Origin of the sequence: Yoonia sp. 67-2 (assembly GCF_035117555.1) — a bacterium.
In the GTDB taxonomy this organism is placed as follows: Bacteria; Pseudomonadota; Alphaproteobacteria; order Rhodobacterales; family Rhodobacteraceae; genus Yoonia.
This window is the reverse complement of the sequence record NZ_JAYKPK010000007.1, coordinates 169,406-188,044: the sequence shown is the minus strand read 5'-3', so window position 1 is coordinate 188,044 and position 18,639 is coordinate 169,406. Positions and strand designations below refer to the sequence as shown.

Below are 18,639 nucleotides of genomic sequence, written 5' to 3'. Positions count from 1 at the left end.
GGTAGACCAGCCCCAGCGCGCGCGATTTACGCAAAACTGGGATCGAGCGTTATATGGCCCTTCAATCCCCCAGCGCGATCCCTTCGCGCCGGGGATCGGCACCACCGCGCAGCCCGTCGCCAATCGAGATTGCCTGCAGGCCGGATGTCATCGCCGTCACATTCGTCTCGAACCCCAGATCGGTCAAAGGGGCCGTCAAATCCTCGGCCCAAGTGCCGGCCTCGATCTGATAGGTGCCGAAGCTGTTGATCAGATGCGGCATCGACACCGCCTCCTGCACATTCATCCCCCAATCAAGATAGGCGATGATCGCCTGCGCGGTGAAGCCGATGATCGTCGCCCCACCGGGGCTGCCGATGGCCAGTACAGGCGATCCGTCGCGCAGCACGATGGTCGGTGACATGGAAGAGCGCGGGCGCTTGCCCGGCTCCACCCGGTTGGCGATAGGCCAGCCATCGGCATGGGTAGCGAAAGAGAAATCTGTCAGCTCATTATTGAGCAGGAAGCCCCGCACAAAGATCCGCGACCCGAAACCACCTTCAATCGTTGTGGTCATCGACAGGACATTGCCGTCGGCATCGACAATGGAAATATGCGATGTCGCCGGACGTTCCTCGCGCAGATCATCGCCCCAGATCATGGCGTGATCCCATTCCGGGGTGCCTGCCGACACTTCGGGCAAGGCGTCATCGCCGCGCAGCAGATCGGCACGGCTGGCCAGATAATCGCGGTCGATCAGCCCCTGCAACGGCACCGGCACGAAATCGCTGTCAGCCAGATACCGGCCTCTGTCGGCAAAGGCGAGCCGGGTCGCATCCCCCATCAGACGCCGCGCTTCAACGTCCTGCGGACCCATCGCGCCGATGTCGAAATTTTCCAGCATGCCCAGGATCTGTGCGACCGCCACCGCACCGGATGACGGCGGCCCCATGCCGCATACCTCTGCGCCGCGATAATCATAACAGACCGCAGGTCGTTCGATCACCTGATAGCGGGCAAGGTCAGTCATCGACAACAGGCCGGGATTATCGGCGGTGCGGGTCGCCGCCACGATATCGGCCGCAATCTCGCCGGTATAAAACGCCTGCGTGCCTTGCGTCGCGATTTGGCGCAAAGTCTCGGCATAGGCGGGGTTGGTCAGCGTGGCACCGGCGGCAACCGGTGCGCCATCCGGCAGGAAATAATCCGCCGTCGCGGGAAAGGTCGTCAGGCTGTCTGCCGCCGCCGCCACCGAATCCGCCATCCGGGTCGAGACGGCGAAACCATCCTCGGCATGGCTGATCGCATCGTCAAACAGGCCCTGCCAGTTCGACCGGCCCCAGCGGCGATGCGCCTCTTCCATCAGTTTTGGTGTACCCGGCGTCCCGACCGAGCGACCGCTGACGACAGCCGTCATGAAATCCAGCGGCGCGCCGTCCGCATCCTGAAAATAGCGCGGATCGGCGGCCAATGGGGCGGTTTCGCGCGCATCCAGTGTCGTGATCTCACCGCTTTCAGCGTCATACCAGACAAGGAACGCACCGCCGCCCAGGCCGGAGGATTGCGGCTCCACCAACCCCAGCACCGCCTGCACGGCGACCATCGCATCGGCGGCATTGCCACCTTCGCGCAGCACCCGCGCACCGGCATCGACGGCCAAGGGGTTCGCGGCGGTGATCATCCAATCGGTCGCTTCGACCGGCAGGCCGTCACCTTTCGCCGCCAGCGCTGCGGCGGCGGCATCTGATATGCCGGGGAATTCCTGCGCGACCTCGGTTGCCGGTTCCGGCACGATCACGTCAGACGCCTGCTGCGCCATCGCTTGTGACGCCAGAAGCCATGCCAGAATGGCCGTGGATGTTGATCGATACATGAAACTCTCCCCTATGTTGTTCGGGCCATCCGCGACGATGTGATTTCACACCCGCGCGACCGACTGACTGTTGCCAATGGACCCATAACTTGACGGCAAGAGTGCATGATCAGGCGAGCAGATCAAGTGCTTCTCGCCTGAAACGAATGTTCCTGCGCAACACCACAGAACGGCGGCTTATCATTATTTTAAAACGTCAGCGGCTAAGATGAACGACCAAGAACAGCGCAGATGCACTGGGCTGTCAGGTTGAAACTGAAACCCGCAAGACATGGCCCCGCCATCTTGTGACAAAAGGAAATATCCGATGAATAAGACCCATAACACGATCTTTGCCGATCTTCTGAAACATCTGGATGTGTTGGAAAAGCCGGTCACTGGGACAAAGCCACAACATTTTCTCAACACCGCTACGGCGACGCCCGCTCCGCGACAGACAGGTGGGACACGGCTGGTTGATCCCGCGACCTGCGTGATGTGGGGCGGGCATAACCGCGTCTATGATCTGCTGAATGCCGAAAATTGCGCCGATCTGATCGACGGGATCAAGGCGCAGGGCCAGCAGGAATTTCCCGCCGTGGTCCGGCGTCTGCGGCCCGCGGGCCAAGGCACTGATGCACCGGAGTTCGAGGTGATCTGCGGCGCGCGGCGTCATTTCGCCGTCAGCTGGCTGCGCGCGCATGATCACCCGCAGCTCGATTTTCTGATCGAGGAACGCGACCTCACCGATGAAGCGGCATTCCGTCTTGCCGATATCGAAAACCGCGACCGCGAAGATATTTCCGATTTCGAACGCGCCCGCGATTATGCCCGCGCGGTGGATGTCTATTATGACGGACGCCAGCGCCTGATGGCGGAACGATTGCAGGTGTCACCGGGGTTTCTGTCGCGGTTCCTGCAACTCGCACGGCTGGAAACAGAGGTTGTCGCCGCCTTCGCCTCGATCCGCGAGATCAAGGAAGGGCATGTGCGTCAGCTACGCCCGCTGCTGAGCAATCTGAAAACCCGCGGCAACGTGCTGTCCGAGGCAAAGGCGATTGCCGGTCAGGGTTTGCCTGCCGCAGAGGTGCTGACCCGGCTGAAGGCCGCCGGCAGGGCGGCATTACCACGCAAAGCGCAGCCAACCTTCTTTTCGCATCCGCGCGGCAACGTGCGGCTGAAGAAAAAGGGCAATCTGATCGCGCTGGAATTCAGTGCCACACTGGCGGATGTCGCCCTACGCTCTGCGGTAGAGGCGTATCTGGCATCGCGCAAAACGGCATGATTGCCAATTGGCAACTTCTATATTCGTACTTTCATATCAACGTGTTAAGGGGAAATCGCTATGGGCAATATTGCGACAACCGTTCTCAAACCACCGGCAGATCCAGATCCTGCAAGGCCCACCGCGCCGCAAGCACGGTCTGCATCTGCGCCTCATGCGCCATCCGGAACGCGCTGCCATAGATGGTTTCATCCACCGCCTCGGTAATCAGGGTCAGCGGCACCGCATGCCGGTCGTCGGTCGAGATCAGACAGGGAAAGCCGTTGATCATCCGGAACCCGGTTTCACCCGCGTGGATTTCATAAAGCCTGATCTGGGCGCGGTTCTGCAGGATCAGACCCGGCACATCGGCCAAATGCTTTGTGACGCGATCTGCCAAAACCTCGGTCGCGGCTTCCCAGCCGGGGTGGTGGCGGAAAATCAGGAAAAACCCCTTGGGCAGGGTCCAAAGCGCAAAGCCACGCGGCACATAGCCTGAAAACGGCCGGATCCATTCATGCGCCGGATAGCCATGCAGGTTGAGATGCAGCACAGCGCCCGACAATTGCTCGGCCTGCGTGCGGATCGCTTTTTCGCCCGGCATATCGGCGCTGCGATATTCAAGATCATCGCCCAAGGCGGTGTAGCGTGCAGCATGGTGCATATGCCGTGGATTGGCGTCGATCAGCCGCTGGTGCAGGGCATAGCCATCAGGGTTTTCCAGCGGCGATATGGTGAAAGCCGCGCCTTGTTGCGCCAGCCGTTGCGCCGCGCGCAGCGCGCCCACCACGCCTGTGGTTTCATTGGCGTGTTGACCTGCGCTGATCATCACGGCGCGCCCGGCACCGGGCAGGTGCCGGGCCTGCACCGCGCGGTTGCTGCGGGACCCGGCGGTAAAACCTGTGCCACCCAAGGCCGCTAGTTCACCCGCCACCTGCAAGGGGCACAGCGGTGCCTGCGCCTGATCCAGCGGCTGGCGCGGTTTTGCGGCGGGCGGGGTGATGTTGAATGCGCGGGTTTCCACGCGCAAGGTGACGTCAGGGCCTGCGACAACCTCTGGCACGATCTGGCCGGGCCGCAGATCGCGGGCACCGATCTGGCGGCCGGTTCTGATCTGAAAATGTTCCAGAACCGAGAAATACAGATCCTCATGCATCGCTTCGCGCAGGCTGATCACCTCATCGCCGCAGGGCAGCGGCAGGTCCTGCATCGGCAGCGTCACATGGATGTTCAGTTCTTCAAAGAACGGCTCGGCCTTGTCCCAGTCATGGCCTGCCACTGCGGCAAGCGCCGCTGCGAACACAGCCTCGACATCCGTTTCGATCCTTGTGTCGGTTTCCGCGCTGCGCAGCCAGCCAGTCGGCGACAGCACCAGCCCGCCTGTCGCATCCTGATGCAGGCGGTTGGGCGCAAAAACATGATGCATTTCCTGCCGCGCGCCATAATGCAGCGTGACCTGATAGGCGGCTTCCCCGCCGGGCCGGAAACTGACCCCGACACCCGGCAACAGGGCGGGCAGGGGATAGGCCTCCAGCAAAAAACGGTTTGCGGGTGCTTCGGGATGGACGGGATAGGACACATCGACCGCCGTCAGCCCGTCCAGCGCCACATCTTCCACAAAGAAATGCAGCAAAGGTTTCAGCGCGCTGCGGATGCGGGCCTGGACATCTTTCGCGGCCAGTCGCGCCTCGGCCGCGCGGCGGGCAAAGACATCGTCGAAGGTCCAGATTTCGACCTGCGTGCCAGGGGTAAAATCCAGATTGTCCAATGTGCGCGGGAAGGTCTGTGAATATCTCATCGCCCCACCCGTCCGGTTGGGTCAAGGCTGTCCCGCAGCCAGTCACCCAGCAGGTTCAGGCCAAGCACTGTCAGCAAAATCGCCAGCCCTGGAAAGACGCTGACCCACCAGGCCGTTTGCAGATAGGTGCGCCCTTCCGCCAGCATCCCGCCCCAGCTGGGGATCGACGGGTCAACGCCAAGGCCCAGAAACGTCAGGCTGCTTTCCAGCAGGATGTTATTGGCCACGTTCAGCGTCATCAGAACGACAATCGGCCCCATCAGGTTCGGCAACAGATGGCTCAGGATGATGTTACGGTCCGCGACACCGATGGCGCGCGCCGACAGGATGAATTCCCGGTCCCGCAAGGACAGCACCAAACCGCGCACCAGCCGCGCATATTGCACCCATTGCGACACGATCAGCAGGATGATGGTGTTGCGCAGACTGCCGCCCAGAATCGCGATAAAGGTGATCGCCAGCAGGATGAAAGGCAGCGCCAGTTGCACATCGGCAAAGCGCATGACGATGATATCCCAGATGCCGCGGTAATAGCCGGCAATCAGCCCCATCGTGACCCCGATCACCACCGATCCCAGCACCGAGACAAACCCCACCTGAAGCGAGATCCAGCCCCCCGCAGCAACCCGCGCCAGCACGTCGCGGCCAAGGGCATCGGTGCCAAAGATATGCCCGGCCTCCTGAAACGGCGGCAACAGGCGCGCGGTCAGGTTGATCTCTCCTGCCATGCCGGGGAACAGGACATCCGAAAACAGCACCGTCAGCGCGATAAGCGCGACCAATCCGGCCCCAAGGATGAATTCAAGACTGCCGAAGCGCATATTGCTGCGGGTTTGCGATTTGGCCATGGTCTACTCCGTTCGGATACGCGGATCGATCAGCCCATAGGCGACATCGACCAGAAGGTTCACGGCAACGATCATCAGGGACAGGATCATGATCACCGCCTGCAATACGGGATAATCCCGCGACGCCACCGCATCAAAGGCAAGTGACCCCATGCCGGGCCAGTTGAACACCCGCTCGACCACCACAATCCCGCCCAGCAGACCGCCGAATTGCAGCCCAAGGAAGGTGACCAGCGGAATCGCGCAATTGCGCAGGGCGTGTTTGTAAAGCACTTTGCTTTCGCTCAATCCCTTGGCGCGGGCGACAGTGATATATTGCGCCTGCAAGGTTTCCAGCATGGATGTTCGCACCAGACGCACATTCGTCGCCGTCAGGATGATCCCCATAGTGACCGCAGGCATGATAAAGGTCGCAAAGCCGTTCATGCCGCTGGGCGGCAACCAGCGCAGGGTGATCGAGAACAGCAGCACCAGCATCGTCGCCAGCCAGAAATTCGGAAAGGATAGCCCGACCAGCGACAGGATACGGATCATCTGATCCGGCCACCGCCCCTGCGACACTGCCGCGTGAATGCCCAGCGGGATCGACAGCAAGATGGACACAGCCATCGACGCGAAAGCCAGCATCAGTGTCGCGGGCAAAGCCCCTGCGATCAGCTGCGACACTGGCGTGCCGCCCATGAAGCTGCGCCCGAAATCCAGCGTGAACAGCCCCGACAGTGACTGCAGATATTGCACATAGAACGGCTGGTTCAGGCCCAGCCCTTCGCGGATGCGCAGCAGATCAGCCTCTGTCACGTTGGATGACCCGGCTGTCAGCATCAGCGCCGGATCACCCGTCATGCGAATGGCGAAGGCGACGATCAATGTCACCGCCACGACGACGAAAACCGCCTGTAACAACCGCTTGATCAAAAAGCCAACCATTCTGCATCCTTTGCTTGTGGCGGGGGCCGCAACCGGCCCCCGCGCTGTGTTATTGCACCGTCACCCGGTCAAGCCGCAGGCGGCTGTCAGGCGGGGCGATGAAGTTCTGCACGCGGTTGCTGACGCCATAGATGGCATTCAGGTTATAAAGCGGCATTTCCAGCGCACGTTCGGCAGTATAGGCGGCGATCTCTTGCAGGATCTGCTCGCGCGCGTCCCGGTCGGTCAGCGGGCGCTGGCTTTCCAGCAAGGCGTCAAGCTCTGCATCGCTGTCATAGGGGTTCCAGTTTTCGCCGGTGTGATACATGGAATAGGCGGTATTGTCGTAATCCAGCGTCCAGCCGCCCCAGCTTTGCTGGAACATCTCACCGGTTTTACCCTGCGGGATGATGTCGTTCAGCAGCACGTTGGTTTCATAGGGCTGGATCGTTGCGGTGACGCCCACCATCGACAGATAGGCGCCCACGGCCTGCACCACCTCGTTAAAGGTCGGTTCATTGCCACGGATGTCGATCTGCACGGTCGCACCCTGTGGCACACCGGCCTCGTCCAGCAGCGCGCGTGCGGCTTCGGGATCGTAGGGCAGTGGCGCAAGGGCTTCGTCATAGCCAAAGGACAACGGCCCTTGCAGCGACGCGATCACCGATGCCTGTCCGCCAAGAACGGAGTCGACAATCGCCTCGCGGTCGACGGCCATGATCAGGGCGCGGCGCACGCGTTCATCCGCAGTGATCCCGTCCTGCGTGTTAAAGCGCAGAGAATAAACAGTCGGGCCGGGGCGGGAAACCAGCGTCAGGTTCGGGTCAGCTTCGATCGTCGGGATCATGCCGATCGGGATGGTCGGCGGGATCACCAGATCGACGCCACCTGATTGCAGTTCTGCAAGGGCGGTGGACGGTTCGGTGATAAAGCGGAATTCCAGTTCGGCCAGCGCGGGCGCGCCGTTCCAGTGATCTTCATAGGCTTCCATGCTGATGCCCACGCGCGGTTCGTAAGACACGAACCGGAACGGGCCGGTGCCGACCGGGTTCACGTTGAAATAATCATCGCCATGTTCCGCAAAATATTGCGGCGGCACGATCATCCCGCCATAGGCGGCCAGCTTGGTCAGCAGCACCGGATCGGGCGCGGACAGATGGAAATCGACGGTGAAATCGTCGATCACCTCGACCCGCTCGATGGCGGTATAATTCGACCGCTGCGGCCCGGCTGCGCCATCCTCGCCCAGAAGGCGCTCAAAGGTGAAACGGACAGCTTCGGCGTTGAACGGCTCGCCATTGTGGAAGGTGACGCCTTCACGCAGGGTGAAACGGATGCGGGTGCCATCGTCGAGTTCTTCCCATGCCGTGGCGAGACCCGGCACCAGTTCAAGATCTTCGTTGCGATAGGTCAGGCCGTCGAACATATTGGTCGCGACCGATGCCCAGTTGACCAGAAAGGTATCAATCGGGTCCCAGCTGCCCGGGTCTTGCGGGGATGAGACAGTCAGCTTGCCTTCCTGCGCGTGCAACGGCATCGCGCCAAGCGTCAGCGCAAGCAGGGCTGCGGTTATTCCTTTGGTTTTCCTCATGATCTCTCCTGTCGGTTGATGTTATTGATCGATGGCGACGAAATGGCCGGGGGCAATTTCCCGGCGCAGCAGAACCTGCGGCTCATCCCCCACGGCGCGGGTTGTCGAGGGAATCTCACCCTCGATCCGGGGGCGGCTCGCCCGCGCGCCGGGGTCAGCGACCGGAACCGCAGACAGCAGACGGCGGGTATAGGGATGGGTGGGCGTCTCGAACACTTGCTTGCGGCTGCCCAGTTCCATGATCTGACCCAGATACAGCACGGCGACCCGGTGGCTCATCTTTTCGACCACGGCCAGATCATGGCTGATGAACAGATAGGCCAGCCCGCGTTCCTGTTGCAGATCCATGAACAGGTTGATGATCTGCGCCTGAATAGACACATCCAGCGCCGACAGCGCCTCATCCGCGATGATCAGCTTGGGGTCAGAGGCCAGCGCGCGCGCAATGCTGACCCGCTGCCTCTGCCCGCCGGAAAACTGATGCGGATAGCGTTCGGCGTGATCAGCCTCCAGCCCCACACGTTCCAGCAATTCGGCAACACGGCGATTGATGCGCGCGCTGCCGTCCAGCAGGTTATGGGTGCGGATCGGTTCGGCAATCGAATAACCCACGGTCTTGCGCGGGTCGAGCGAGGCGAATGGATCCTGAAAGATATATTGCACATCTTGCCGCAGCCGGTGACGCTCGGCGCGATCCATGGCCGACATCGCCTTGCCGCCCCAGAACACCTCGCCGCCGACCGGCAGTTGCAACTGCTGCACGGTGCGCCCGATGGTGGATTTGCCGGACCCGGATTCACCAACCAGCGCCAGAGTTTCCCCCGGATGGATGTCAAACGACACCTGCTGCACCGCGCTGCAGCGATGCGTCACCCGGCCAAGCAGGGTCTTGCGCACGTCAAAGCTGACGGACAGATTGCGCACCGACAGGATCGGTGCCGCGTCAAAGCGGGCGGTGTCCTGATCGCGGGTTTCGCCAACCATGCGGGTGGTTTCACCGTCCAGCATCATCACCGGGTCACGGCGCGGCAGATCACGCCCGCCCATGCTGCCCAGTCGCGGCACGGCGTTCAGCAAGGTCTGCGTATAGGGATGTTTGGGCGCGGCAAAGATCTGCGCCGCTGGCCCGTCTTCGACCTTGCGGCCTTTCCACATGACGACCACGTCATCGGCCATTTCGGCCACCACCCCCATGTCATGGGTGATGAACAGAACCGCCATGCCAAGCTCGGCCTGAAGCTCTTTGATGATGGTCAGAACCTGCGCCTGTATCGTCACATCCAGCGCCGTTGTCGGTTCATCCGCGATCAGCAGTTTGGGCCGGCAGGCCAGCGCCATGGCGATCATCACCCGCTGGCGCATCCCGCCCGACAGTTGATGCGGATAGCGGCGCACCATCGTGCCGGCATCCGGCAAGCGCACCAGATCAAGCAGGCGCGCGGCCTCGCCCCAGGCGGCGCGGCGATCCATATTTTCGTGCAGCATCAGCACTTCTGCAATCTGATCGCCGATGGTGAAGACGGGGTTCAGCGATGTCATCGGTTCCTGAAAGATCATCGCGATCTCTTTGCCGCGGATCTTGCGCATCCGGTCCTGCGATTGCTGCAACAGGTCAATCTCACTGCCGCCGGTGCGGAACAGAATGCGCCCGCTGCCATAGGTCGCGCCAGCGCCATCGGCCAGCCGCATGATCGCCGCTGATGTCACGGATTTTCCCGATCCGCTTTCGCCCACAACGGCCAATGTCCGCCCCGGGGCGACCGAAAGGCTTAAGCCGTCCACAACGCGGCTGGTCCCAAAGGACACGGAAAGGTTATCAATGGTCAGCAGGGCGTCAGGCGCTGTCAGCAAGGGCTTCATCCTAAAGTGTCGCGGCAGAGCGTGCCGCCTGATTGAAAGCACCCGACATAAAGCGCAGCACGGCGGCAATCTCGGACAGGGCTTCTTCCGAAGGGCGGGCATTGGCGGTGCTGTCCACCAAAAGACGTTCGCGGATCTTGGCATAGCGCGCGCAGGCCTCTGCGCCGGCTTCGGTGATGCGGACGGTCTTTTCCTTGGCCGCACGACCGGTCGTCAAAAGCCCCGCCGCCTGCAGTTTCTTGATGGCGTAATTCACGACATGCGTATCTTCGATATCCAAGACGAGACAGAGGTCAGCCAGCTTTTTCTCGCGGTCGCGGTGGCGGATCGAATGCAGGATCAGAACCTCGACCGGCGACAGACCGGGCACGCCCGACGCCGCCATGCAGCGGACCATCCAGCGTTCAAAGGCATGGCTGGCAAGGATCAGGCCATATTCAACCTCTGACATGCCCGGCGATCCACCTTCGGCCAGATGCGACGATGACACAATCGGCCCCACATCGCGCACCGGGCGCATATGCGATGGAATGACCATGGGATCTGTCTGCGGCGAACGGGACATAGGCGGCTCCTTAATCGCGCCACGTCAGCATTATGTCGATAAGATGTCAATCACTTGTCGCATCGTTTTCCGCGTTCACCCGCCCGGAACTGCCGGATATTTGTGGCAATGCTTAAATGGATTGCACAATGCGTCATTGGACAAAGGAAGCGGTGTCATCTTTTGTCTCTGGTCCCCTTGTAACCATGGGCCGCTTTGCGAAAGCGGCCTGAGAGGGCGTATGAAATTTGTGTTGACGAATAGCTAGGGCGCTGTGAACACTTCATTGAAATCGCGTCAGACCAGAAAAATGAAGGAGTTCAGCATGAACAATCGTTTCGCCGCAGCAGGATTTATTGTCGCGCTCACCGCCGCGCCTTCATTCGCGCAGACCAGTTGGGACATGCCGACGCCCTATGGCGATGCGGTCTTTCACACCCAGAACATCACCGCCTTTGCCGATGAGGTGCGTGAGGCAACGGGCGGATCGCTGGATATCACGATCCATTCGGCCGGGTCGCTGTTTGCCCATGGCCAGATCAAGGATTCCGTGCGGCGCGGCCTTGCGCCCATTGGCGAGGTGCTGATGTCGCAGCTTGTCAACGAAGACCCGGTCTTTGGTGTGGACAGCATTCCGTTTCTTGCCGCAAGCTATGATGACGCAGAGGCGCTTTGGGCCGCATCGCGCGATGAAGTCGCGGGCGCGCTGGAGGCGCAGGGGCTGACGCTGCTCTACTCTGTACCTTGGCCGGGGCAGTCGTTCTTTCTGCGCGAAGAGGTCACAGACCCTGCCCAACTGCAGGGCGTGACCTTTCGTGCCTATAACAATGCGACGGAACGGCTGGCGCAGCTTTTGGGCATGATCCCGACACAGGTCGAGGCGGGCGATATTCCCACCGCATTCAGCACCGGGCGCGTGGCGTCGATGATCACATCGCCATCGACCGGCGTGTCGTCGCAGGCCTGGGATTACACGACCCATTTCATCGACGTGCAGGCCTGGCTGCCCAAGAATATGGTTTTCGTCAACACCGCGGCATTTGACGCGCTGACCGACGATGAACGCGCCGCCGTGCTGGCCGCTGCCGAGGCGGCAGAGGCCCGCGGCTGGGAGATGTCCCGCGCCGAGACGGATACCCAGATCGCCGCACTGGAAGAGGCGGGCATGATGATCATGCAGCCGTCAGAGGCCCTGTCGGCAAGTCTGGCCGAAATCGGTGAAACGATGGCCGCCGAATGGCTGGACGGCGCGGGGGATGCGGGCGCTGCCGTTCTGGACGCCTATCGCGCCAATTAAGCACGGTTGGGCAGGGCTATGCGTCCTGCCTTTTCACTGACAAAGGAGCCGCCTATGCGCAAGGTCCTCGACGCGCTTTATGCCGTCGCGCTCGCCATTGCCTGTCTGGCGATGGTGGCGATTGCCGTGCTGGTTCTGGTGCAGATCCTTGGCCGTGTGCTTGACCGTGCGTTGATCTTCGCGGGGGCAACGCCGCTTGGGTTCAGCATTCCGTCTTTGTCGGATTTCGGCGGGTTTCTGTTCGTCGCCTCTGCCACGCTGGCCTTGCCGGCCACATTGCGGGCGGGCGGGCATGTGCGGGTCAGCCTGCTGCTGAACATCGGCGGGCCGGTGGTGCAGCGCATATTGGGTATTCTGGTGCTGATGGTCGCTTTGGGGCTTGCCGGTTTCGCGACGTGGCATTCAGGCTTACAGGTGCTGGATTCCTGGCGTTTCAACGCGGTGTCATTCGGGATGGTGCAGGTGCCGCTTTGGATCCCGCAGGGGGTGATGACGCTGGGGTTCGGGCTGCTGCTGGTCGCTGTCGCGGATGAGCTGGTCACCGCACTGCGTGGTCAGGTCACGTCATTCCAGCGTGCCGAAGATCAGCGCAGCGCTGGGGGCCATTGAGATGGACCTGCTGACGATTTCGATCATCCTCGTGGTGACCTTGTTCGGGTTCCTGCTGGCCGGGCTCTGGGTCGGGTTTTCGCTGATGGCGGTCGCACTTGTCGCGATGGAACTGATCCGCCCCGGATTGGGCGGGTCGGTCTTCGCCACCAAGGTCTGGGGGTCGCTGAATGTCTGGGACCTGACCGCCCTGCCGATGTTCATTTGGATGGGCGAAATCCTGTTCCGGTCGCGGCTGTCATCGGATCTGTTCCGTGGGCTGGCGCCGTTCACCCGGCGCCTGCCGGGCGGATTGCTGCATGCCAATATTCTGGGCTGCGCGTTGTTTGCCGCAGTGTCCGGATCATCCGCAGCGACGACGGCGACGGTCGGGCGGATGTCTTTGCCGGAGTTGAAAAAACGCGGCTATGATCCCGATATGTCCATCGGCACGCTGGCGGGGGCGGGGACCTTTGGTTTTCTGATCCCGCCGTCGATCATTCTGATCGTCTATGGGGCCGCGACCGAACAGAGCATCGCGCGACTGTTTCTGGCTGGTGTCCTGCCGGGGTTGATGCTGGCGGCATTGTTCGCCGGTTACGTCATGATCTGGGCGCTGTTCAACCGGGACAAACTGCCCGCGCCGGACCCGGCGCCGAGCTGGGCCGACCGCTGGGATGCGATCAAGGCGCTTGGCCCGACCGTGGCGCTGATCCTTGCCGTGATCGGGTCGATCTATGGCGGTCTTGCCTCACCGACCGAGGCGGCGGTGATCGGCGTGGTCGGCGCGCTGATGATTGCGGGTTTCACCGGCGGTCTGGACCGCGTTAGCGCGGTTGCCAGCCTGCAAGGGGCCGCGATCACCACCTGCATGATCGCCTTTATCCTGGCGGGCGCGTCTTTCCTGACCGTGGCGATGGGGTATACCGGCATTCCACGGCTGCTGGCGGAATGGATCGGCACGCAAGGCTATTCGCAATTCGCACTACTGGCAGTGCTTTTGCTGTTCTTCGTCGTGCTGGGGTTCTTCCTTGACGGCATTTCGATTGTCGTTCTGACCACATCGGTGATCCTGCCGATGGTCATGACCGCAGGGATCGACCCGATCTGGTTCGGCATCTTTCTGGTGCTTGTGGTCGAGATGAGCCAGATCACACCGCCCGTTGGTTTCAATCTCTTCGTGCTGCAATCCATCACCGGGCGCGGCATTTTTGAAATCGCGCGGATGGCTTTGCCGTTCTTTCTGATCCTCGTGCTCGCCACGGCAATCCTGTCGGTTTTTCCGCAGATCGCCCTGTGGCTGCCCAATACGATGATGAACCGCTAGCGGCGGCGTATGCGCTGGATGATCACGAAGACACTGGGAACGAAAACATCTTTTTGAAGTTTCAGTTACTGAACGGATATCAGATAGTAAGGAATACATCAGATGAAAAAATTGAATTCTTCGCGCGTGATCGTCGGCTTTCTGGCACTTTTCGCACTCGCCTCTTGCGGCGACACGACCAATGAACGCGCAGCGACAGGTGCGCTTGGTGGCGCAGCGGTCGCCGGACCACCCGGTGCTGTCATCGGTGGCGCCGCAGGCGCGCTGTCGAACTGATCCACGGGCGGGACAAGCCAATGGCGGGCAGTATCAAAACCTGCCCGCCTGAATAGGTCAAAGCGGCATCATCCGGTCGACGATATCGGGGGGCGAAGGGCGCGTACGCTGTCCAGCACCCTCCAAGGCTTGTTGCTACAAACAAATTCCTGCTAGAGCACAGCGGCGGCGCGCGGTTGCGTTGCTTTTCTCTGCGGGGGTTTGGACAGCGTGACATCAGCCATGGAATATGAATGAGCGATATTGCGGACGGCTTTGTCAAGGCGGCGCAGCTGGCTGTCTCGCTTGATCCTGAACTGATCGAAATTACCCTGCGCTCGCTTTATGTGACGTTGAGTGCCACCGCCATCGCCTCGGTGATCGGGTTGCCGATGGGTGCCTGGCTTGCCGTCACCCGGTTTCCGGCGCGGCGCTATGTCATTGCGCTGCTCAATGCGCTGATGGGGCTGCCGCCGGTTGTGGTGGGGCTGATCGTTTACATCCTGCTGTCGCGCTCCGGCCCCTTTGGCGTGCTGGGGCTGCTGTTCACACCGACCGCCATGGTCATCGCGCAGGTCATCATCATCACGCCTTTGGTCGCCTCGATCGCGCATCAGGCGATGCGGGAATTATGGGCGGATTATCATGATCTGCTGATCTCGCTGCATGCATCGCGGTGGCAGCGGATTGTCACGCTGGTCTGGGACGGCCGGCGCACGTTGATGACCGCGCAGCTCGCAGGTTTCGGGCGTGGGATTGGTGAGGTGGGCGCGATCATGATCGTCGGCGGCAATATCGACAATGCGACACGGGTGCTGACCACAGCGATATCGCTGGAGACCGGGCGTGGCGAATTCGCACTGGCACTGGCCTTGGGCTTTATCCTGATCGCGCTCGCGATACTTGTTAATCTGAGCATCCATATCCTGTCGCGCACCGAACAGGGCAGCCGATGGTAAAATCACCCGATATCCTGCCGCTGGATCTGCAAGAGGTTGCGGTGCGCCGCCGCGGCAAGCGGCTGCTTGGCCCGGTGACCTTGGCCTTGAAGGGCAGCGGTATCAGCGTGCTGATCGGCCCGAATGGCAGCGGCAAGACGACCTTGCTGCGGGTGATGCATGGGATCGAACGGGTCTCTGCCGGGCGCAAAGCCTGGGCGGTCAGTGATGCGGATGCCCATGCCGCGCAATCCTTCGTGTTTCAGACGCCGATCATGATGCGCCGCAATGTGCGTGACAATATCGCCTATCCGCTGGTTCTGCGGGGTATGCGCCGCGCCGAGGCCCGCGCTGCCGCCGACGGTTGGGCCGCGCGTGTGGGCTTGGGTGCGGCGCTGTTGCGCCCGGCGACGGTGCTGTCTGGCGGCGAAAAGCAGAAACTGGCGCTGGCGCGCGCCTTGGTGACGGCGCCGCAGGTGTTGTTTCTGGATGAACCCTGCGCCAATCTTGACGGCCACGCCACGCAAGAGATCGAGGCGATCCTGCTGGCGGCCCGCGATGCAGGCACAAGGATCGTGATGTCGACCCATGATCTGGGGCAGGCGCGGCGTCTGGCGGATGAGGTGTTGTTTTTGCATGATGGAAAACTGGTCGAAATGCTGCCTGCTGCGGCCTTCTTTGCCGGACCTGCGTCGGCGCAGGCGACGGCGTTTCTGAACGGAGATCTGGTATTTTGAAGCGGCTTATCTTGTCACTTTGGTTTTGCGGCCTGGCCTGTGCTGCGCAGGCCGATAGTTTGCGCATCGCCGTCACCACCTCGTTTGAAAATTCGGGGCTGGCGGATGTTCTGCTTCCCGCGTTGGCGCAGGACACCGGCATTACCGCAGAGCTTGTGGTCGTTGGAACCGGGCAGGCCCTGCGTCTGGGCGAAGCGGGCGATGTGGATGCGGTGCTTGCCCATGCCCGCGCAGGGGAAGAGGCGCTGATCGCGGCTGGCCATGCCACGCATCGGCGCGAGATCATGTATAATGATTTCGTCATTATCGGCCCCAGCGATGATCCGGCAGGCGTGGCGCAGGCCGTTGACGCTGCCTCGGCCTTCCGTGCTGTTGCGGAGGCACAGGCTGCTTTCGTCAGCCGCGGCGACGATAGCGGGACGCATGCGCGCGAATTGAGCTTGTGGGATCAGGCCGAGATTGTGCCTGATCAGACTTGGTATCGTTCAGTCGGGGCAGGCATGGGGGCGGCATTGAATACCGCCAGCGCGATGCCCGCCTATATCCTGAGCGACCGCGCGACTTGGGCCGCCTTTGGCAACAAGGGCGATCTGGCGCTTTTGTTTGAAGGGGATCCGGCGCTGTTCAACCAATATGCCTTTCTACCGATCAATGCAGAGCAACACCCGCATGTGCGCGCCGATTTATCCGCGCAGGTCGAGGATTGGCTGACCTCGCCCCGCGCGGCGGCTTTGATTGATGGGTTTCAGATCGACGGGATGCAGATGTTCATCTTCAACGCCACCCCGACCGATTAACCGCCGACCTTTTCATGCGGATCAAAGCCCGCGATCACCACCTCCCGCGTGCGGCAATCATCGCACATGGTCAGCAGGCGGCGGCGGTCAGCCCCGGCATTGCCTGCGAACATCCAATGGCCTTCCAGTTTCTGCATGACACGGTCGATGCTGGATTTGGTGCCGAAAGGTTTGGCGCAGGACGTGCAGGCAAAGGGGTCTTCCTGTTTCAGCACACGTCTTGGTGCCGCCCATGCGGCAAAATCGATCTGTGGCGTCAGGCTTAGCGCATCTTCGGGGCAGGTCGCGACGCAGATGGCGCATTGCACACAGGCGCTTTCGGTAAAGCGCAGCATCGGCATGTCGGCATTGTCGGACAAGGCCCCGGCAGGACAGGCCCCGACACAGGCAAGGCACAGCGTGCAGGCATCGTGATCCAGCGTGACGCTGCCGAAAGGCGCGCCGTGCTCCAGCGGGATAAAGTCCGTGGGCGTGGGTGCGGTGCGGTTCAACTCCTCCATCGCCAACAAAAGCAAACCGCGTTTGTCATCGGGGGGCAGAAAGCCGGACCGCTTTGCGCGGGCGGGTGTGGCTGGCTGCCACAATGCCGCATCCAGCGCATCGGGATCGTCGATTGACAGCAGCGCACAGGCGGCGGGATCATGGCCTGCTTCACCACAGATCACCGCCATCAGGTCCAATGTCTCTTGCAGCCCGTCCAGCGGATGCGCCGGGCGTTCTTTGGCCAGAACCCGCACGCCATTTGCGCCATAGGCCAGTGCTGCGGCCATGATTTCGGGCCCGATCTGGGTCGGTTCATTGATCTGCAGCGGGATCACATGCGCAGGCAGGCCGCGCCCGAACCGCGCGCTCGCGTCGATCAGGGCAGATCCATGGCCGGCATCGTGGAACAGCAGCACAGGGGCATCCTTGCCGCCAGCCGCGAAATAGGCGGCAAGTCCCACGCGCAACCGGGCGGCGATATTGTCGACCACCGGCAGCGCATAGGCGGCAGCGCCTGTCGGACAGGCCGCAGCGCATTGGCCGCAACCTGCGCAGATATTGGGATCAATCGCGACAGTGTCACCGAAAGACGTGATCGCCCCGGTTGGGCAGAGGTTCAGACAGCGGGCGCAGCCGGTCAGCGTATTGCGCGAATGGGCGCAAAGATCAGGGGTGAAGTTGATGTATTTTGGTTTATCAAAGGTGCCGACCATCTGGCTGGCTGCGGTCACCAGCTTGGCCAAAGCCACAGGGTCGCGCGGATCGTCGCTGAAATAGCCCGGACGGGTTTCATGGAACAATGGCTGCCCGCCGGTCAGGTCGATCACCAGATCGCAGGTCGAGATTGCGCCATTGCGCGCCGCGTCAAACACCAGCCTTGTGCGCGATGAGGGCAGCGGGGCCGCATAATCATCGACCGTCAGTTCAAAGGAACCCAGATGCCCCGATGCGCGCCGGATCCGCCCTTGCAGCACCGGCCAGGTCGTCTGCGCGCGGGGGGCGACATCCGCGCCGGGGGTGAGCAGAACGGTGATATCCAGCGTGTCGGACAGGTTTTGCGCCACATCCAGCGCCGCCTGATCGCGGCCAAGGATCAGGGCGATGCCGTTGCTTTCCAGACTGACGATATCAAACGAGGTGGCGGCCAGTTCCGCCATCGCGAGCAATGCGGCCATTTTGGGTGCGGCGGATTGCCCTTCTTCGGACCAGCCCGCCGTTTCGCGGATATTGGCGAAATGCAGCGTGCCTTGGTAATCCATATCCTCGGCCACTTCGGCGAAAAGCGGGGATTCCTGCGTGCAAGCCACGGTCACTTCTGCGAAATCACCCAGCGCCTTGCGGAAATGGTCAAGCTGGCTGCGACACAGATGATGCGCGCTGTTGCCCTGTCCGCCCAGTGTTTGCGCATCGATCGTCATGCTGCCTTCGCAGTTGCAGATCAGACGGGTTTTGGTTGGCTGGGGCATGATGCAGTCTCGCCTCTCGCTAGATATCGCTGGAACTTGACGTGTTTTGGCCGATATACGCTGCATTGTTCGCAAAGCCCAGTGACAGGCGCGCGATAATCAGGGGGTC

Annotated in this window: 16 protein-coding genes; 8 read left to right on the top strand and 8 right to left on the bottom strand. The window is 61.6% G+C overall.

Annotation, left to right across the window (positions count from 1 at the left end):
• Positions 1-61 precede the first annotated feature (61 nt).
• Positions 62-1,852: a gamma-glutamyltransferase gene (gene ggt / locus VOY09_RS12925; protein WP_322894188.1), complete on the bottom strand. Its 1,791-nt coding sequence runs from the start codon at positions 1,850-1,852 to the stop codon at positions 62-64.
• Between the two features lie 307 nt (positions 1,853-2,159).
• Here ggt and VOY09_RS12920 point away from each other — a divergent pair, with 307 nt between their 5' ends.
• The gene (locus VOY09_RS12920; RefSeq protein ID WP_322894189.1) at positions 2,160-3,116 is read left to right on the top strand and encodes a ParB/RepB/Spo0J family partition protein; all 957 of its coding nucleotides are present in this window, start codon (positions 2,160-2,162) and stop codon (positions 3,114-3,116) included.
• 85 nt (positions 3,117-3,201) lie between these two features.
• On the opposite strand, the gene VOY09_RS12915 is transcribed toward VOY09_RS12920, so the two are convergent.
• The 6 genes from VOY09_RS12915 to VOY09_RS12890 are packed head-to-tail and all read right to left on the bottom strand — an operon-like array spanning position 3,202 to position 10,663.
• Positions 3,202-4,893: a peptidase M14 gene (locus VOY09_RS12915; RefSeq protein ID WP_322894190.1), complete on the bottom strand. Its 1,692-nt coding sequence runs from the start codon at positions 4,891-4,893 to the stop codon at positions 3,202-3,204.
• Positions 4,890-5,741 (bottom strand): ABC transporter permease, encoded by an 852-nt coding sequence (locus tag VOY09_RS12910; protein ID WP_322894191.1) that lies wholly within the window; start codon positions 5,739-5,741, stop codon positions 4,890-4,892. Before VOY09_RS12910 ends, VOY09_RS12915 begins: the two co-directional genes overlap by 4 nt.
• A gap of 3 nt (positions 5,742-5,744) precedes the next feature.
• A complete protein-coding gene (locus VOY09_RS12905; protein ID WP_322894192.1) occupies positions 5,745-6,668 on the bottom strand; it encodes an ABC transporter permease in 924 nt (307 codons plus the stop codon).
• A gap of 49 nt (positions 6,669-6,717) precedes the next feature.
• A complete protein-coding gene (locus VOY09_RS12900; protein WP_322894193.1) occupies positions 6,718-8,238 on the bottom strand; it encodes an ABC transporter substrate-binding protein in 1,521 nt (506 codons plus the stop codon).
• A gap of 21 nt (positions 8,239-8,259) precedes the next feature.
• On the bottom strand, positions 8,260-10,098 hold the full coding sequence (locus VOY09_RS12895) for a dipeptide ABC transporter ATP-binding protein (RefSeq protein WP_416236744.1): 1,839 nt from the start codon (positions 10,096-10,098) through the stop codon (positions 8,260-8,262).
• A gap of 1 nt (position 10,099) precedes the next feature.
• A complete protein-coding gene (locus VOY09_RS12890; protein ID WP_322894195.1) occupies positions 10,100-10,663 on the bottom strand; it encodes a winged helix DNA-binding protein in 564 nt (187 codons plus the stop codon).
• 304 nt (positions 10,664-10,967) lie between these two features.
• Here VOY09_RS12890 and VOY09_RS12885 point away from each other — a divergent pair, with 304 nt between their 5' ends.
• The 7 genes from VOY09_RS12885 to VOY09_RS12855 all read left to right on the top strand — a co-directional run bounded on the left by VOY09_RS12885 (position 10,968) and on the right by VOY09_RS12855 (position 16,581).
• Positions 10,968-11,939, top strand: a complete 972-nt coding sequence (locus VOY09_RS12885; RefSeq protein ID WP_322894196.1) for a TRAP transporter substrate-binding protein — start codon at positions 10,968-10,970, stop codon at positions 11,937-11,939.
• A gap of 54 nt (positions 11,940-11,993) precedes the next feature.
• The gene (locus VOY09_RS12880) at positions 11,994-12,548 is read left to right on the top strand and encodes a TRAP transporter small permease (protein WP_322894197.1); all 555 of its coding nucleotides are present in this window, start codon (positions 11,994-11,996) and stop codon (positions 12,546-12,548) included.
• Position 12,549: 1 nt separating this feature from the next.
• Complete coding sequence (locus tag VOY09_RS12875; protein WP_322894347.1) at positions 12,550-13,854, top strand: TRAP transporter large permease subunit; 1,305 nt, start codon at positions 12,550-12,552, stop codon at positions 13,852-13,854.
• 102 nt (positions 13,855-13,956) lie between these two features.
• Positions 13,957-14,130, top strand: a complete 174-nt coding sequence (locus VOY09_RS12870) for a hypothetical protein (RefSeq protein ID WP_322894198.1) — start codon at positions 13,957-13,959, stop codon at positions 14,128-14,130.
• Between the two features lie 233 nt (positions 14,131-14,363).
• Positions 14,364-15,068, top strand: a complete 705-nt coding sequence (locus tag VOY09_RS12865) for an ABC transporter permease (protein ID WP_322894199.1) — start codon at positions 14,364-14,366, stop codon at positions 15,066-15,068.
• On the top strand, positions 15,062-15,784 hold the full coding sequence (locus VOY09_RS12860; protein WP_322894200.1) for an ATP-binding cassette domain-containing protein: 723 nt from the start codon (positions 15,062-15,064) through the stop codon (positions 15,782-15,784). The genes VOY09_RS12865 and VOY09_RS12860 overlap by 7 nt, the downstream gene beginning before the upstream one ends.
• Positions 15,785-15,795: 11 nt before the next feature.
• Positions 15,796-16,581 carry a substrate-binding domain-containing protein gene (locus VOY09_RS12855; protein ID WP_322894201.1) on the top strand — a complete coding sequence of 262 codons (786 nt, stop codon included), beginning with the start codon at positions 15,796-15,798 and terminating at the stop codon, positions 16,579-16,581.
• Here VOY09_RS12855 and VOY09_RS12850 read toward each other — a convergent pair.
• Positions 16,578-18,530, bottom strand: coding sequence for a 4Fe-4S dicluster domain-containing protein (locus VOY09_RS12850; RefSeq protein ID WP_322894202.1), 1,953 nt, complete (start codon positions 18,528-18,530; stop codon positions 16,578-16,580). The two genes, VOY09_RS12855 and VOY09_RS12850, sit on opposite strands and share 4 nt — an antisense overlap.
• Positions 18,531-18,639 lie beyond the last annotated feature (109 nt).

What these genes read in the sequence shown, in the direction of transcription:
- ggt (WP_322894188.1), bottom strand. Translation starts at nt 1,852, where the DNA reads ATGTATCGATCAACATCCACGGCCATTCTGGCATGGCTTCTGGCGTCA.
- VOY09_RS12920 (WP_322894189.1), top strand. Translation starts at nt 2,160, where the DNA reads ATGAATAAGACCCATAACACGATCTTTGCCGATCTTCTGAAACATCTG.
- VOY09_RS12915 (WP_322894190.1), bottom strand. Translation starts at nt 4,893, where the DNA reads ATGAGATATTCACAGACCTTCCCGCGCACATTGGACAATCTGGATTTT.
- VOY09_RS12910 (WP_322894191.1), bottom strand. Translation starts at nt 5,741, where the DNA reads ATGGCCAAATCGCAAACCCGCAGCAATATGCGCTTCGGCAGTCTTGAA.
- VOY09_RS12905 (WP_322894192.1), bottom strand. Translation starts at nt 6,668, where the DNA reads ATGGTTGGCTTTTTGATCAAGCGGTTGTTACAGGCGGTTTTCGTCGTC.
- VOY09_RS12900 (WP_322894193.1), bottom strand. Translation starts at nt 8,238, where the DNA reads ATGAGGAAAACCAAAGGAATAACCGCAGCCCTGCTTGCGCTGACGCTT.
- VOY09_RS12895 (WP_416236744.1), bottom strand. Translation starts at nt 10,098, where the DNA reads ATGAAGCCCTTGCTGACAGCGCCTGACGCCCTGCTGACCATTGATAAC.
- VOY09_RS12890 (WP_322894195.1), bottom strand. Translation starts at nt 10,663, where the DNA reads ATGTCCCGTTCGCCGCAGACAGATCCCATGGTCATTCCATCGCATATG.
- VOY09_RS12885 (WP_322894196.1), top strand. Translation starts at nt 10,968, where the DNA reads ATGAACAATCGTTTCGCCGCAGCAGGATTTATTGTCGCGCTCACCGCC.
- VOY09_RS12880 (WP_322894197.1), top strand. Translation starts at nt 11,994, where the DNA reads ATGCGCAAGGTCCTCGACGCGCTTTATGCCGTCGCGCTCGCCATTGCC.
- VOY09_RS12875 (WP_322894347.1), top strand. Translation starts at nt 12,550, where the DNA reads ATGGACCTGCTGACGATTTCGATCATCCTCGTGGTGACCTTGTTCGGG.
- VOY09_RS12870 (WP_322894198.1), top strand. Translation starts at nt 13,957, where the DNA reads ATGAAAAAATTGAATTCTTCGCGCGTGATCGTCGGCTTTCTGGCACTT.
- VOY09_RS12865 (WP_322894199.1), top strand. Translation starts at nt 14,364, where the DNA reads ATGAGCGATATTGCGGACGGCTTTGTCAAGGCGGCGCAGCTGGCTGTC.
- VOY09_RS12860 (WP_322894200.1), top strand. Translation starts at nt 15,062, where the DNA reads ATGGTAAAATCACCCGATATCCTGCCGCTGGATCTGCAAGAGGTTGCG.
- VOY09_RS12850 (WP_322894202.1), bottom strand. Translation starts at nt 18,530, where the DNA reads ATGCCCCAGCCAACCAAAACCCGTCTGATCTGCAACTGCGAAGGCAGC.